Source organism: uncultured Shewanella sp. (assembly GCF_947497935.1).
In the GTDB taxonomy this organism is placed as follows: Bacteria; Pseudomonadota; Gammaproteobacteria; order Enterobacterales; family Shewanellaceae; genus Shewanella.
In genome coordinates, this window is the sequence record NZ_CANMIO010000026.1 from 1 (window position 1) to 16,541 (window position 16,541).

Sequence of the window (16,541 nt, forward strand, 5' to 3'; positions counted from 1 at the left end):
AGGTTAATAGCATAAAACTAGGGATGGCGACTGTTTTAGCTGAACAGCTCAGACATTGCCTACCATGTAATATGTGCTCGTGAAAACGGCGAAGGTTAAATTGCCTCTTCATTAGTGAGCCAAACTAGAAGCCCTGTTAATTCAGGGCTTTTTTATGCCTTTAATTTCACACTCATTCGCTACAAACTATTGGGATAAGGCTGTAATAACTTAGCAGTACTGACATCGCTTACCGCGTAATTGCTCGTGAATACGCTGCACACTGAAAAACCCCTTAATATAATAAGTAGCCAATTTAAGGTTTTTACTGTTTTCTGCCGGATAAAATCTAAGAAACTAGAAAATGGGAGATAAGTCCCATTTTTTTTAAATGCAAATTACCTGCATAAAATCACCTACATAAAATAGGGATATTTGGTGCTTTTTTATATCTATCAACTACTAATATAAAACATAGCTTTTATATACAACTTTCATACCGAATACAAAATTTCAAACTACAGCAAACACAATAATCAGCAGTAAATAACACTAAAGCACCTTGTTGCAGCGTATTTTTCACATACGTATACTCCCGCTTCAATTTTTAAGCTGGAGGCGCTATGAAGTACCTAAATCTGTTGTTACTTCTTTTACTTACCGCATGTGGTGGGGGAGAGTCTGACTCAACAACTCCCCCACCGCAGAAACAATCTCACCCAAAAATGAATATAGCTGATGTCAAACAAACGTTTGCACTGCAAGCTAGGATCACGCCAAGTATTGAAGGGAAACTAGGAACGATCAGTTACCAACTCGCTGATAACGCTGCTGATGATGTTTTACAGATCTCATCAGACAAAGGCGACCTCATAATACTCAATGCTGGCACAACTGAGTTAATCGCTACAGATACTGGTAATGAACAATACCTCGCAGCGAGTACCCGCTTCAAGGTCACTATCGAAAAAGCCCCACGCCCTCCTCTCGTAACCAATGATCTCAGCCTTCTTTATCAAGAAGGTGCACGCCATCAAGCTAGTGTGAACGGAGCTATTGGCGAGCTAACATATGAACTTGGCGTAGATCAAAGCGATCAGGTGGTGCTTATTGAACCTGCTGGAGAATTTCTTATCTGGGGAAGTGGTAATGTCTCAGTCAATGTTACCGATAACGGCGGTCGCAACTACCAAGAAGACACTCAAAAATTCAATATTCACGTAGAAACAGCCCAAACTGAGTTTGCTCGCTTTGCCGATGTTATTGATAAACCATTCTTACTCGGCGCTAAGCTACTACCTGTATTCGATGGGACACCAACAACCAGTATCAACTATGCATTAGCCGAGGGAGCCAATACCGATGTCGTACAGATAAACGAACTCAATGGCGAAATGCTAGTCATTGGCGCGGGCAATACCGAAATTGAAGTTTTACAGGATGCTCCAAATCACCATGAGCCAGTAACACCTCAACGCTTTAAAGTACAAATCAACAAAGCTAAAAACCTTGAACTACAAGCTGCAGATATCACCTCCCCTTTTAGTGCAGACATTCAAAAATCAATTAAGGTGACTGGCGCTAAGGGTCAGTTATCCTTTGCTGTATCAGCAACAGCTAAGCCTGATGTCATCAATATCATTGATGCTGAAAAAGGTATTTTCGATTTTGTTGCAGTAGGCAAAACACAAGTGACCATTAGTGACTCGGGTGACAAAAACTACCTAGCTGAAAGCCTCTCTATTGATGTCGAAGTCACACGTATCAGCACAGATACTCTCGCTGGTTTAGATATCCACACGCGCTACCAAGACAATCAAAGCATTCAAGCGCAAGTCATCGGCGACCATGGCCAATTAGATTTCGCTTTAGCGGATAACAGTCCAACAGATGTTGTCACTATTGATGCTAGTACTGGCGTAATGACAGTATTAAAGCCTGGAAAGGTTGAAATTATTGTCACTGATAATGGTGGAGAGTTCTGGTCTAGCCAACAGCACAGCTTCTATGTCACGATCGACAAGCAAACCAATAGCGATCTTATGCTAGCCAACACACAAGTCGACTACGCAGAAAATGGCGTTTTTATCCCTCAGGTGTTAAATAACAAAGGCAGTATGAGCTATAGCATCGATAATGGAGGTGATGGTGTTTTTGCTCAAGACCCTGATACTGGCATTATTACCATAGCGGGTGCAGGCCGAGGTTGGATAACCGCTATCGATTCAGGGGATGAATTTTACCATAGCGTTACTGAACGGTTTTATGTCGATGTATCTCCTCTATATGGCACTCTAAAGATTACATCAGTCCGTGTTCCATATTCAGCAGAAAGAACATTAGACATACCGATTTCAGGCAGTATAGGTCAACTGGAATGGCAGCTAAAGCACGGACAAAGTGACGTTGTTTCGATAGATGAGGCCGCACGAACCTTCACAATTCATAATGCTGGTGCCGCTACTTTCATTGTTACAGACCTAGGGGATGCTGGTCATGTTCCTCAGAAGGCCGAATTCAATGTACTCATTGATAAAGCCCCAGAAAACACAGAACTCACCCTTTCAACTTCTTTAATAAGTACAACATTTGACATCGGCAAAACGCTCTCTGCTCCAACGTTATCAGAGCAGGGTGTTGACAGTGAAATAAGCTATTATAGCGCCAGCAATAACAGCCACATTGTCAGTATAGATCCAACAAGTGGCTTACTTTCTATTAATGGAGCAGGCCTTGCCAAGGTCAGCGTTATTGAGCAAAGCCGAAACTTCGAGCGTACTACGCGCCAGTTCAATGTAAACATTGAAAAAGCAAAGCACCCAGGCCTCGAGTTAGAAAGTAATATCTTGCACTCAGTTTTTTATCCAGACCGTATCATTAAATCTCCTACTGCAACGAACCAATTGGGTAAATTGAGCTTTAAGTTTGAATCAGTTGTCGCCCCCGAGTTTGCCGAATTAGCTTCTAACGGAGAGGTCACGGTACACACCTATCCTAAAGAAGAAGAAAATGACTACTTTGGAGTCATTATCACTGATGATGGCGGACAGAATTACCATGCTGGATCAGCCAGCTATAAACTGTTTATCTCAAAAGCGGAAGCTGGGCTAGGTGAAGAAGCGATCATCAACTTTGATGGCATGGATAAGCAAATAGTCTCGCCGATTTCTATCCCTGCCAATGAGGTTTCTTATTTCTCTGCTTTTGGTGGCAGAGGCGAATTAACAAATCACAGCGCTGACGAACAGAGTAGCGGTTACTCAACAATGATAGTCCAAGTGTGCAAGGCACCTATCGACAATAATGACTGTACACTTGTGACCTTAAGACTACAAAAAACCAGTCATTGCGGCGATGGAAGCCAAATCGGTTATCCCATTACTTCCAATAGTATCTATACCTGTCCAGGCCTCACTCAACCCGTAAGCTCAGAGGTGACTGTAAGTCTCAACCCAAATGACCCTTTTAACGCATGGTTTACTGAGCCAGGAAGATACCAGACTCGCGATGCTATCGTACTGGTGCACTTTGCTAAGCCTTATCGCAGCGGTGGTGTTGTCGAGTTTGGCGATATTCAGTCACAAACTTGGTGGCTAATCAACCTTGATTTAACCAACAATTAGTTCATAGATAAGCCCGGTTTATACCGGGCTTTTATTGTCTATCCTAGTTGTTTCAACCCACACCAATATATTTGCTAACACCAAGCAATCAATATTTTTGTGATCTAAGTAGCACAAATTCGTAATTTGGAAGCGCATTCTAGGCACATCAGCAATTAAGCTCATACATATCTAAGTGAGTGATATGCGCTAACACATTTCAAATATTTAAACTTTTTATCGGGGATTAACTATGAAATATTCAGTAAGCGATCTTATCTATCAAGGCGAAACATCAGGCGTGCATAACTGGGACACACTCGCTGGCTCATCTTTTTACTGGCACCCTGACTGGTTGCATATCGCAGAAGATATGACGGGGCATAACGCAACTGCACATATTGAACCAACGGCAGACAAAGCAACCAAAGCTGAAGCCGCTGAAACTATTGTAAAACATCTCAATAAGTAGCCTCAAAGCTGTTAGTCGAAATTGAATTAACGGCCTGTCGCTATTGCTCTGCGGGCTATTTTATCAATCAGCCCCGGGGCGATAATTTTAAAGAAGCGGCCAATCCGCCCTCTTAATGAGGTAATGAGTAGCCGCTTTCTGCTTGCGATAGCGGGCAGCATCATCTGCGCACAAGCCTCTGCCGTCATGATCTTACTTTCCTGCATTGGCGTCTCCCCTAGTGGCTTGCCTTGAGCATCTAATGCACGCTTATGGGTCTGAGTGACCACGAAGTCAGGGCAAATCACAGTTACCGCCACATTGTTATCACTGAGTTCGATACGCAGCGAGTCAAAGAAGCCTATTACCGCATGCTTAGAGGCGGCATATCCCGAACGTGCGGGTACGCCAGTCATGCCAGTGATGGAAGCAACGGCAACAATTTGACCTTGGGTTTGTTTAAGATGAGGAATGGCGGCATGAGTAAGATAGACTGGGCCTAGATAGTTCACCTGCATGATCTGCGATAAAACACTTAAGTCTTCAAGCTCATCGAAACGCGACCACATGGTCATGCCAGCATTGTTAACCAAGATATCTAACTTTCCAAATTGACTCACGCAGGCCTGAACTAAGCCTTCACACTCGGTTTGCTTAGAGACATCGGCAACATGAACCAAGGGAGTACCGCCAAGTTCTGCCAACTCTTTAGCTAAAGATTCCAGTCGTTCAAGGTTACGAGCACTGATCACTAGCTTGCATCCATGTGGAGCAAGCGCCAGCGCTAAAGCTCGCCCTATACCTTCGGATGCACCGGTAATGATAATCACTTTGTCTTTAAAGGTTTGCATATATGGCCTAACTATCGAAAATCGTTACTATGTTTAGCCTCTAAAGCTCACACATAACAATCAAGATCGCAAATAGCTCCTTAATAAGCACGAGAGCGATAAAAGTTAGGCCATCTGTTTCTCTGGAGTCGAGACGCTTTGATAGGAGTCTAAAGGCTGTGGTCTGCCAATACCGTAGCCCTGAGCATAGTTAATACCAATCACCTCGAGTTTGTCGATAATCTCTTGGTTTTCGACAAACTCAGCCACAGTCTCAATGCCCATTACCCGGCAGACATCGTTGACCGATTTAACGATGGCGTAGTCTTTGGCATTATGCACTAAATTCTTAACGAAACAGCCATCAATCTTGACGTAATCGACCGGCATCTCTTTGAGATAACCATAAGATGCGAACCCGCTACCAAAGTCATCCAATGCAAAGGCAAAGCCGCGTTTTCGTAAGTCTAATAGCATCTTCATCGCCCGACTGCGATTCTGAATGGCACTGGTTTCGGTGATCTCAAAGCAGATACAGTTACTTGGCACACCAAAGCGCTTTTGTTGGTTCAAGATAAAGTCGACCATGCCCTCTGCGCCAAGACTATTACCCGATAAATTAATCGATAGGCAATGGTCATCCCACAGTTCCTCATTTAAAGACAGCCATAGGAAGGTCTTTCTAATGACCTCTTTATCGACATCAACGATAAGTTTAAAACGCTCAGCTGCCGCAATAAACTGTGCCGGAGGCAAAATTCGACCTCCTGGTTCTTGGATCCTAAGCAAGATTTCAAGTCGCTGCCTATGGCTATGAGAAGAAAGACACTTTATCTTTTGATAGTAAAGAATTAGCTCATTGTGCTCAATCGCCTGCACAATTCTAACAGCCCACTTGGGCGCATTGCGTTGATAGCTTAAATCGATATCGCGGCCATCATAGAAGTGCACCTGATTACTGCCTTTACGCTTGGCTGCATGACAGGCAATGTCGGCATCTTTGAGTAGCCCGAGTAGATCAGTGTCTTTATTAAAGCGTGATAATGCTACCCCAACGCTTACACCAACACGATAGCAAGTGTCGTTATGCGTTACCGTTTGGCTGCCCACACCAGCAATGATCTTCTTAAGTAACTTAGCAACGGCTAGGGCAGAGCTATCTTTAATGATCAAACCAAATTCATCGCCTCCTATACGGCCCAATAGCATATTATCCGATAAGCAAGATTCAATCGCTCTGGCCACCTTGTTAAGCATCTTATCGCCTATAGTGTGGCCACTGGAGTCATTGATAAGTTTGAACTGCTCGAGATCTAGATACACTACCGCTAAAGATTGGGATGATTGAGCATACTCAACAAATCGCTCTTCAAAAGTAGCCCTTTTCAGTAGGCCTGTAACGGGATCTAAGTAGGTTTGCCGCTGCAGTTGGCGTTTTAACAAGGCTTCTTGAGTCGAGTCTTTTAATACCAGCACAACACCAATGATCTCCCCTGCGTGGTTAGAGAAGTGGGCCAAACTGCCACTCATTAACTTGGGCGTGTCGTAATTAAGACGCAAGAGTATGGAATCAACATTTTGCGATTCGCTATGCATAAAGGCGTTAACCTTATCGCTTAAATTTTGGTTACCCGGTAATAGCTCATGAATCTTCTTACCTTGCGCTTCTGCGTTGCCCAGCTTCAATAGGCGCTCAGCATAGGGGTTGATATAACTCACTCCACAATCCATGTCAGTCAAGATCACCGCTTCTGCAATAGATCCCAAGGTGACTTGAGATTGATTCTCCTGTCGATAAAGGTTCTCTAGTAGGTGATTAATACTCTTAGTGACCCGGCCAAACTCATTTGTTCCAGTTCTGTTTAGGTCAGCTCCGCTGATGTAGGGACGGCCTTTTAAGCTAAGATCTAAGCTCCCTACTTGCTCGGAAAGTCGATTCAAAGGCCTAAACACTGCATTTCTTAGCCAGATAAATACCACTAACTGTAATGCAATCACTAGCCCCAACCCGCCTAGCGTTAGTAAGCTGTATTGCCACGCCATGCGCGAGAAGAATTGATTGGAGAACGCAATAGAGAGGTGCGCCTGCTCTTGATTAAACAGCGCAGGAATAGCTAATTGAGCGGTTACAGTATCGCCTGTTAACACGAGTCCTGGCTTCGCACTTCCAGCTGCAACTTTTATCTGGGTAGCAAAATCGACAAAACCTAAGGTCGCAAGATAATCATCTGTGAGCCGGCTCATACTCACTAACCGTTCAGGCTCGGCAACCTTAGCCTGAATACTGATGAAATAACCTAAGGCCGATACCTTGTCAAAGTATACCCCAACCTTTGCCTGCTCACTTGCAAGTAACGCTATGGGCAACTGCGGCACCATAGATTGTTGTTTATTGATAGGTTCGAGTTGACCACCTTTAATTTGCAGCACATGAGTGCCGCCAAATAATGCAGTTTCAGCTAATACTGAGCTGGGGGTTCCTTCTTGATTATTTTTGGGAAAATTATCAAGCTGAAGCTGAAAACGTTCGAGGTCACGGTTTACTTGAGACTGAATACTCTCCAGTTCTTTCTCAATAACAAAACTACGTATAGCGTCAACTTCGCTGTGTAACCAAGTCACTCCTGCTAAGCAGGCTGCGGCTATGAGGGGGATACAGATCCCAAATATTACTAAGACAACTTTCTTGCCAATTTGCATCTAAGGACAACTTCTCTAATTCAAAACCCGCCAGTCACTCTGGCTACTACTTGGTTTGTGTGAGCAAATTACCCCATTTCCACCACAGTTAACACCGCGATGTGTAACGGTCGTTGATAAAAACATCAACCAACTCATAATCGATATTTAATCTCATCTTTTATTGAAAATAATCGTCAACTGGCCAATCAAATTTGCTCAGGGTTACATTCAGTCAGCCCGTAAGACTAAGCACTAAACTCTCCCTGAGCGATCAATTCTTTATACTGATTAGTGTTCAATAAAGGGAAATATTAAGTAAAGCAGAAACAATAAAGGCCCAGTAAACTGAGCCCTTATTTATACCAACCGATGGTCAATCATTCGCTGTTAAGCGAGCTAATTACTTGTGGTACTTAGCCGATAACTCATGTACAGAGTTAATGAATGAGCCAGCGCGCTCTGGATCAACGTGCTGGTGAATACCATGGCCCAAGTTAAATACGTGACCCGTTCCTTCACCGTAAGAAGAAAGAATTTGATCCACTTCTTGGTGAATTCGCTCTGGTGTACCGTAAAGTACTGATGGGTCCATGTTGCCTTGTAGCGCAACTTTATGACCTACACGGCGACGTGCATCACCGATATCAACAGTCCAGTCTAGACCTAGTGCGTCACAACCAGTTTCAGCCATAGACTCAAGCCATAGTCCGCCACCTTTAGTGAACAGAGTAACTGGTACTTGGCGACCGTCTGCATGGCGAGTTAGGCCATCAACGATTTTCTGCATGTAACGTAATGAGAACTCACGGTATGCGTGGTGAGAAAGCGCGCCACCCCATGAATCGAAAATCATCAGAGACTGTGCACCGTTAGCAACCTGAGCGTTCAGGTATAGGGTCACTGAGTCAGCGAGCTTATCTAGCAGCATGTGCAAAGTAGCTGGCTCTTCATAAGCCATCTTCTTAATCTTTTCGAATGCCTTGCTAGAACCACCCTCAACCATGTAAGTCGCTAGTGTCCAAGGTGAACCAGAGAAACCGATTAATGGCACTTCACCTTTAAGCTCACGACGAATGGTGCTTACCGCACGCATTACATAACCAAGCTCATCTTCAGGATCTGGGATGCAAAGCTTCTTAATTGAATCGATTGTATCTGTTGGACGTTCGAAACGTGGACCTTCACCAGCTTCAAAGTACAGACCTAAACCCATTGCATCAGGAACAGTAAGAATGTCTGAGAACAAGATAGCTGCGTCTAAGTCGTAACGACGTAGTGGCTGTAAGGTAACTTCACAAGCTAAATCTTGGTTCTTACAAAGAGACATGAAGTCGCCAGCTTCTGCGCGGGTTGCTTTATATTCTGGAAGATAACGGCCAGCTTGACGCATCATCCAGACAGGAGTTCTATCGACAGGCTGTTTTAATAACGCACGTAAATAACGATCATTCTTTAATTCTGCCATTTGGCTTGATTCCTAAACTTATAGTGATATCCGCTTGGGGCAGTAGTTTAGCATTTACGTTAATAAAGTAACCTCCATAGGTAAAATAATGTGACAAGTAACGCGACAAATTCCGCCAATTCTGAGGTAGTTAACATTATTAGCTTGTTTCACTACGAGAATTTCAGGCTACTAAGCGCAGTTCACAGCTTTCACTAAAAACGTGAAATAGGTTCATAAGCGAGCTTAACCTAAGCTGTATGACTCTCAATGTTACAGAAAAAAGTTGCACCTCGTTGTTAGCTTTGGTATAAAAAGTCTGCGCTAGCAAGAACAATCAAGAAGCTCGTCGCATCGAGCCCGCTACAAACTTTACTCGCCCAGCGATAGCTTTCTATCGCTGGGCATTTTATTTTATAGCAGTTTGTTTACAACTCTTGCTCTGGTATGTCCATTTAGCATTTCCTCATAAATCGGCCAAAAATGGTTGATCAAAACTACATTTTTCCCCTACATTAGAAGTACAGAGAAGGATTCTTAACGGGGAAGATCATGCTAAGAAAGTTAGAGAAAGCCGAACAAAAATGGGGCGGCTCAAATACTCTTATAGATCAATGGTTAAATAATCGGCGCAACTTGCTTATTAACTATTGCCAGATTGCTGGGATCCCGCCGTATGAGGAAACAGACAAATCACTACCCGCCTTTGACTCAGTCAAACAGTTTTGTGACCAACTAATGGACTATGTGTCTGAAGGCCATTTTGAGATCTATAACCAAGTGGTAACCGCCTGCGAAAAGCATGGTGCCTCAAGCCAAGAACTCGCTCAGCAACTGGTACCGCAAATCAGTGAGACTACTGATACCGCCCTAGACTTTAATGACAAATATACTGAAGCCGAAGACGAGCAGGTGTTATTTCATTTAGATAAAGACTTGTCATCTCTCGGTCATGCTATGGAAACACGTTTTGAGCTGGAAGATAAGCTGCTAGAAGTGCTTCATAACAAGCATTCTTAAAGGTTCTAGGCTTGAGTACTAGCAGGTTCTCGGTTCTAGATTCTCGGTTCTAGATTCTCGGTTCTAGGTTCTCGGTTCTCGGTTCTAGGTTCTAGGTTCTAGGTTCTAGGTTCTAGGTTCTAGGTTCTAGGTTCTAGGTTCTAGGTTCTAGGTTCTAGCGGAACTTAAAAATGAATTAATAAAAAGGCCAGCTGATTAGCTGGCCTTTTTAGTGCTTCAATCTAGCTTATACCAATCGGTATAAGAAGTTGATCTACTCAGAGCGTTTTTGGCAAACTAATTCAAGGCGAATAACTGAAGGAATGGTTGCTCCCTTGTGAAGTTATTCAACGCAGAAGTAGGCAGCCAAAAACGCTCCAGAATGGCGAGTTTTAGCGGCTCTGATACTTCGTTAACAAGCTTAAACGTAGAATAACTATGCTCTGCACTCGTTGCCTTGTCTCAGTGCCGCTAAACTCTCGCTGAGCGACCAAATCTTTATACTAATTGGTATTAAACTGCTGATTGAAAAATTACTTCATCAGCTTTTGCTGTGTATGAAGCGATTTGGTCGAAGTTCAGGTAACGATAAGTGTCAGCTGCCGTTGCATCTAACTCCTTCGCGTATGTCTGATACTCATCGGCTGATGGTAGGCGACCAAGAAGCGCAGCAACCGCCGCTAGTTCAGCAGAAGCCAAATAAACATTGGCACCAGTACCTAGACGGTTAGGGAAGTTACGCGTAGAGGTAGAAACTACCGTCGCACCTTCTGCTACACGTGCCTGGTTACCCATACACAGTGAACAACCAGGAATCTCGATACGTGCACCAACACGGCCGAAGATTGCATAGTAGCCTTCTTCAGTAAGTTGGTCGCGATCCATCTTAGTCGGCGGCGCAATCCACAAGCGTGTCGGTAATGTCGATGCGAACTTATCTAGCATCTTACCTGTCGCACGGAAGTGACCAATGTTAGTCATACAAGAGCCAACGAACACTTCGTCAATCTTAGTGTTAACTACAGATGAAAGTAGAATCGCATCATCAGGGTCGTTTGGAGCACAGAGAATTGGTTCTTTGATGTCGTTTAGATCAATTTCAATCACTTCTGCGTATTCTGCATCGCTATCCGCTTCCATAAGCTCTGGATTAGCTAACCACTCTTGCATCGCTGTAATACGACGCTCGATAGTACGGCGATCGCCGTAACCCTCACTAATCATCCACTTAAGCATGACAATGTTTGAGTTTAGGTATTCGATGATAGGCTCTTTATCAAGCTTAATAGTACAACCTGCGGCGCTACGCTCAGCTGATGCATCAGAAAGCTCAAATGCTTGCTCAACTTTAAGCTGCTCAAGACCTTCAATCTCAAGTACGCGACCAGAGAAAGCGTTGATTTTACCTTTCTTCTCTACAGTCAACAGACCCATTTCAATCGCTTTGTGCGGGATAGCATGTACCAAGTCACGTAGCGTGATCCCTGGCTGCATTTCACCTTTAAAGCGAACCAAGATTGACTCAGGCATATCAAGAGGCATGACACCCGTTGCAGCAGCAAATGCCACAAGACCAGAACCTGCTGGGAATGAGATACCAATTGGGAAACGCGTATGAGAGTCACCACCCGTACCAACGGTATCAGGTAGTAGCATACGGTTTAACCAAGAGTGAATAACACCGTCTCCAGGACGAAGTGCAACACCACCACGGTTCATGATGAAATCAGGTAGTGTATGATGAGTATTTACGTCAACTGGCTTTGGATAAGCCGCAGTGTGACAGAAAGACTGCATAGTCAGATCGGCACTGAAACCAAGACATGCTAGATCTTTTAGCTCATCACGAGTCATAGGGCCTGTAGTATCTTGCGAACCAACTGAAGTCATCTTAGGCTCACAGTATTGGCCTGGACGAATACCTGTCACGCCACATGCCTTACCGACCATCTTCTGTGCAAGGGTATAGCCCTTACCAGTGTCAGCGACATCTTGTGGGCGAACAAACTCAGCAGATGCTTCAAGACCTAATGTTTCACGAGCACGATCTGTTAGGCCACGACCGATGATTAATGGAATACGGCCACCAGCACGAACTTCGTCCATCAACACATCAGTCTTTAGCGAGAACTGTGAAATCACTTCATCTGTGTCATGACGCTTAACGATGCCTTCGTATGGATAGATGTCGATAACATCGCCCATCTCCATCTTGCTCACATCTAGTTCGATTGGCAGTGCGCCCGCATCTTCCATAGTGTTGAAGAAGATAGGTGCGATCTTGCCACCAAGACAGAAACCACCCGCACGCTTGTTAGGTACATTAGGGATATCATCTCCCATGAACCATAGTACCGAGTTAGTTGCTGACTTACGTGAAGAACCTGTACCGACAACGTCACCCACATACACCAGTGGGAAACCTTTAGTTTTTAACGACTCAATCTCTTTGATTGGACCGACTTCGCCAGCTTGATCAGGAACGATACCTTCACGAGCATTCTTCAGCATAGCAAGTGCGTGCAATGGAATGTCTGGACGTGACCATGCATCTGGTGCTGGAGATAGGTCATCGGTGTTAGTCTCACCCGATACTTTAAATACGGTTAGCGAGATTTTCTCAGCAAGCTTTGGACGAGACAGGAACCACTCGGCATCTGCCCAAGAGTGGACCACTTGCTTAGCGAACTCATTACCCGCTTGCATTTTTTCAACAACGTCATGGTACGCATCGAACATAAGCAGAGTATGAGACAGTGCTTTCACTGCAAGCGGTGCTTGTGCGTCATTATCTAATTGAGCAATCAATGGCTCAATATTGTAACCGCCCTGCATGGTGCCAAGCAGCTCGATTGCACGATCTGACGATAAGATAGAAGATGATACTTCGCCTTTTGCGATAGCATCTAAAAAGCCTGCTTTAACGTATGCGGCTTCATCAACACCTGGTGGGATACGGTTTTCAAGCAGATCAAGAATAAACGCTTCTTCACCTGCAGGTGGATTCTTTACCAATTCGACTAGCTGTGCCACTTGTTGGGCATCTAATGGCTTAGGGACTACGCCCTCTGAAGCACGTTCTGCGACGTGTTTACGATATGCTTCTAGCACGGCAACATTCCTCTTTGTTTGGCGTTCAATACCAATCTAAGATTGATATAACAGCGAAACTGCTCGTCTTCAAATTGAAACTGACAGCTCGGCAGGCTCGACCCTTCATTCGAGCGCTATTATACTACAGCTTTACAAAAGTATGAATCCGATCACACTTCAGCAAAAGTAAAACAACACCCAATCGACATCTCGGGCTATACAGTAAATCTAATCGCATAAAAAGAAAACTAGACCATAGTGTAAAAACTTGATCTAAATTATATAAATCATAGTTTTACCTAAGACTCCATCCAGAAACTGCCGACTATTTATAGGATAAAATCCTGTAAGATTTAGTGTTATCATTGCCGTATTATTCGCAAAAACGACCATTTAAACAGCTAATATTCACCAAAGTTATAATGAACATAATTGGATACTTATGAGTACACCAGAGCTAAAAGCCGTTATTTTCGACATGGACGGTATATTGATCGACTCAGAGCCTGTCTGGCAAATAGCCGAATTTAAGGTGTTAAGCGAGTTAGGTTTAAACGTCTCGATGGAAGATATGCTGCAAACGACAGGACTCAGAATCGATCAGGTTGTGGCCTTCTGGTATAGCCGCTATCCGTGGGAAAACTATGATAACCAACGAACGGCTCAAGCCATTGTCGCTCAAGTTGTCAGCCATATTTCCGCTAACGGTGAACCGATGATAGGCGTATTATCTGCGCTTGAAGCCTGCAGAGAACGAGGGCTAAAAGTCGGTCTAGCCACCTCCTCTTCGAGCGATATTATTAATGCTGTTTTAAACAAGTTACAGATAGCCACATATTTTCAAGCGATCGAATCAGCTGAATATTTAACCTATGGCAAACCCCACCCCGAAGTCTATTTAAATTGTGCGCAGGCGCTCAATATTGATCCCATAAATTGTTTAGCCATTGAAGATTCATTTAATGGATTAGTCTCTGCCCGCGCCGCGAATATGCAGACCATCGCGATCCCGGAAGCTAAGCAAGCCAAGCTCGATAAATGGATCATCGCCCACCAGCAATTAGACAGTCTAGAGGCGCTAGCTGACTTCTTGTCGAGCCATAGTTAGAGCGATTTCACGCCCTGTACTAGCGGCAAAAAAAGGCCCATCAAATGATGGGCCTTATCTCATACTCTATCTTGTAAACTAGCTTTACCAGTTCTTACCAATAAACAGAAATACCGTTTTCTCGCCATCATCAGATGCACCGAAACCGAATGCTGCGGGACCGACACTGGTATCAATGCCTAAGTATAAGCTTCCGGCATAGATCAGATCATCTAGCGATACACTGTCTTTTTGGCTCCACACATTACCAGCTTCGATACTCGTGCCGAGATACAGTGGATATTCAGTCATTCCTAGCACATCACGGCCTAAATCATACTGATAGACAAAGGCACCAAATATTTTATGTGAACCATAAAGGGAATTCTTGTGATAACCCGACAAATTTAAGAAGCCGCCAAGCTCGGATACGTTAACGGTAAATGCACCGTCTTTATCGACAGTTGCTAGTGACGCTATCCCCACGAAGGCATGATTACCCACACCAACAGCGCCACGCCAATCGGCTTCGTACTGCATTGAAAAATCAGAAGAGTCGCCGACACCATCTAGGTCATAGCTCTCTTTTCTCATATACACATTAAAGGTAAATCGATTACCAGAGGTCGGGAAATTGATACTGTTTAAGTCATCATAAGCAAACTTGAAGTAGCCACCATAACCAGAGTAGTCGACCTTCCCTAAGCCCCAGAGGTCATTTTCAAGATCGCCTTTTTCCCCCAGCATACCGATTTCGATCATGCCATTTTTCGTGTAATTTGCACCTATACCTACCTCGGTACGGTAAGCCGTCTGCTTCAGCTCTAGCACCCGATTATTATTTTCAAAGAAGCTCCAATCTTTAAGTTCATACTCGACTCTAGCACGACTGAAAAAAGACTGATCTTTTGCCAACGGCTGATAAAACTCTGATGCTAATAACTTATCGAAACCAAGTGACAACTCATTACGCCACTCACCACCATTTTCGGTAAGCTCGGTCATGGTATAAGCCATATCAAGAGAGATGACTGAATCTAGACTAAAATCATCTTCCCAACTAAAGCCGAGCTGAAAATAATTCGGCCCCCAAGATTTAGTCTTAGTCGTGACGGTCAATACCCGTCCCTCATCGGTGTCGGTAAACTCTGCATCGACTCGCTCAAACTTATCCAATGCAAAAACTCTATCTAAACCTGCCTCTAAGTCTTCTGCAGTGACATGGTCACCGACATTCAGATCTAGATTGTCAGCCAGTAGCTTTTCACTGACCTTAGAGTCATTGTTATAAATCACTTTAATTAACGGCCTATCGATCTCGGCTAGCCATTGCTTACTCTTATCTTTTTTGTGAGCCAAATACTGTTTGTAATCGTTACTATTTTCACTGTATTGCTCAAGTTTATCGCTCTGCTCCCGTGCAGCGATTTCTCCTAACGGCAACGCAATAGGCATAATGCTAAAGTCAGTGGTGCTTAACTCACCAATATTTGGGCGGATCAAGATATCATGATCGCTTAGTAGGGCTTTCTGCCTCTCGGAGCTGGCGTTCGTTAGAATTGTGGACAATTGATTCAACACTGCAATAGTGCTGTTAAGCTCATCTTTACTCACCAATGGTGAACCGATATCAACTGCGATAACAATATCGGCCCCCATCGCCTTAACCACATCGACAGGCATATTGTTCGCAATCCCCCCATCTACCAGCAACTTGCCGTCGATAACCGCAGGTTGCAGGGCACCAGGCACAGACGCAGAAGCCTGCATAGCCGCAACGACGCTGCCAGAACTCAGCACCACAGGCTCACTGGTTACTAAATTTGTAGCGACTGCTCGATATGGAATGGAAAGATCATCAAAGTCACCAAATTGGTGCACTAAGTCCGTTGAACTGCGAAGTAGCTGTGACATCGTTTGCCCGCGTAACAAGCCCGCAGGCATTTTAACTTGCTCATCGCTGTAACCTACATTGATTGGAATATTAAACTGATCCCGAGTCTCTTTATCTCGGTAGCTTAAAGACTCCCTAGGAATGGTGTCAGAATAGCCTTGACTCCAATCGGTATTCATCATGATAGCTTCAATCTCTGCCGCACTATAGCCAAGCGCATACATCCCCCCCACATAGGCACCGATACTGGTTCCAGCAATATAATCGATGGGGATTTTTTTCTCTTCCAGCACCTTAAGCACGCCGATATGGGCCGCACCTTTGGCACCGCCACCACTCAAGACCAAGCCGATTTTAGGACGCTCTTCTGCAAACGAAACTTGCGAACTAGCCAGTGCTAGACAAAGAATAATAATTCTATTAATCATAATGACTTATTTAACTCTTCTACTGATGTCTTAACGTATTTTATTTAGTGGC

At 44.1% G+C, this 16,541-nt stretch carries 9 protein-coding genes; 4 read left to right on the forward strand and 5 right to left on the reverse strand.

Annotation, left to right across the window (positions count from 1 at the left end; translation table 11 throughout):
* Positions 1 to 602 precede the first annotated feature (602 nt).
* Together Q1A86_RS19400 and Q1A86_RS19405 are read left to right on the forward strand one after the other, a co-directional pair.
* On the forward strand, positions 603 to 3,602 hold the full coding sequence (locus Q1A86_RS19400; RefSeq protein ID WP_299810524.1) for a hypothetical protein: 3,000 nt from the start codon (positions 603 to 605) through the stop codon (positions 3,600 to 3,602).
* A 232-nt stretch (positions 3,603 to 3,834) separates the two neighbouring features.
* Entirely contained in the window at positions 3,835 to 4,053 is a 219-nt protein-coding gene (locus Q1A86_RS19405; protein ID WP_299810527.1) for a hypothetical protein, read from the forward strand.
* Positions 4,054 to 4,079: 26 nt separating this feature from the next.
* Here Q1A86_RS19405 and Q1A86_RS19410 read toward each other — a convergent pair whose 3' ends face one another.
* From Q1A86_RS19410 to hemE, 3 genes are all read right to left on the reverse strand, one after another.
* Complete coding sequence (locus Q1A86_RS19410) at positions 4,080 to 4,883, reverse strand: SDR family oxidoreductase (protein WP_299810530.1); 804 nt, start codon at positions 4,881 to 4,883, stop codon at positions 4,080 to 4,082.
* 105 nt (positions 4,884 to 4,988) lie between these two features.
* Positions 4,989 to 7,562, reverse strand: coding sequence for an EAL domain-containing protein (locus Q1A86_RS19415; RefSeq protein WP_299810533.1), 2,574 nt, complete (start codon positions 7,560 to 7,562; stop codon positions 4,989 to 4,991).
* A 382-nt stretch (positions 7,563 to 7,944) separates the two neighbouring features.
* Entirely contained in the window at positions 7,945 to 9,009 is a 1,065-nt protein-coding gene (gene hemE, locus Q1A86_RS19420; RefSeq protein ID WP_220782023.1) for a uroporphyrinogen decarboxylase, read from the reverse strand.
* Positions 9,010 to 9,540: 531 nt separating this feature from the next.
* Between hemE and rsd the strand changes: the two genes are divergently transcribed.
* On the forward strand, positions 9,541 to 10,008 hold the full coding sequence (gene rsd, locus Q1A86_RS19425) for a sigma D regulator (protein ID WP_299810539.1): 468 nt from the start codon (positions 9,541 to 9,543) through the stop codon (positions 10,006 to 10,008).
* A 492-nt stretch (positions 10,009 to 10,500) separates the two neighbouring features.
* Here the strand turns inward: rsd and acnB are convergent, their stop codons facing one another.
* Complete coding sequence (gene acnB / locus Q1A86_RS19430) at positions 10,501 to 13,098, reverse strand: bifunctional aconitate hydratase 2/2-methylisocitrate dehydratase (RefSeq protein ID WP_299810542.1); 2,598 nt, start codon at positions 13,096 to 13,098, stop codon at positions 10,501 to 10,503.
* A gap of 424 nt (positions 13,099 to 13,522) precedes the next feature.
* On the opposite strand from acnB, the gene hxpB reads away from it, so the two are divergent.
* A complete protein-coding gene (gene hxpB, locus Q1A86_RS19435) occupies positions 13,523 to 14,188 on the forward strand; it encodes a hexitol phosphatase HxpB (protein WP_299810545.1) in 666 nt (221 codons plus the stop codon).
* 84 nt (positions 14,189 to 14,272) lie between these two features.
* On the opposite strand, the gene Q1A86_RS19440 is transcribed toward hxpB, so the two are convergent.
* Positions 14,273 to 16,489 (reverse strand): patatin-like phospholipase family protein, encoded by a 2,217-nt coding sequence (locus Q1A86_RS19440; RefSeq protein WP_299810548.1) that lies wholly within the window; start codon positions 16,487 to 16,489, stop codon positions 14,273 to 14,275.
* Positions 16,490 to 16,541: the final 52 nt, after the last annotated feature.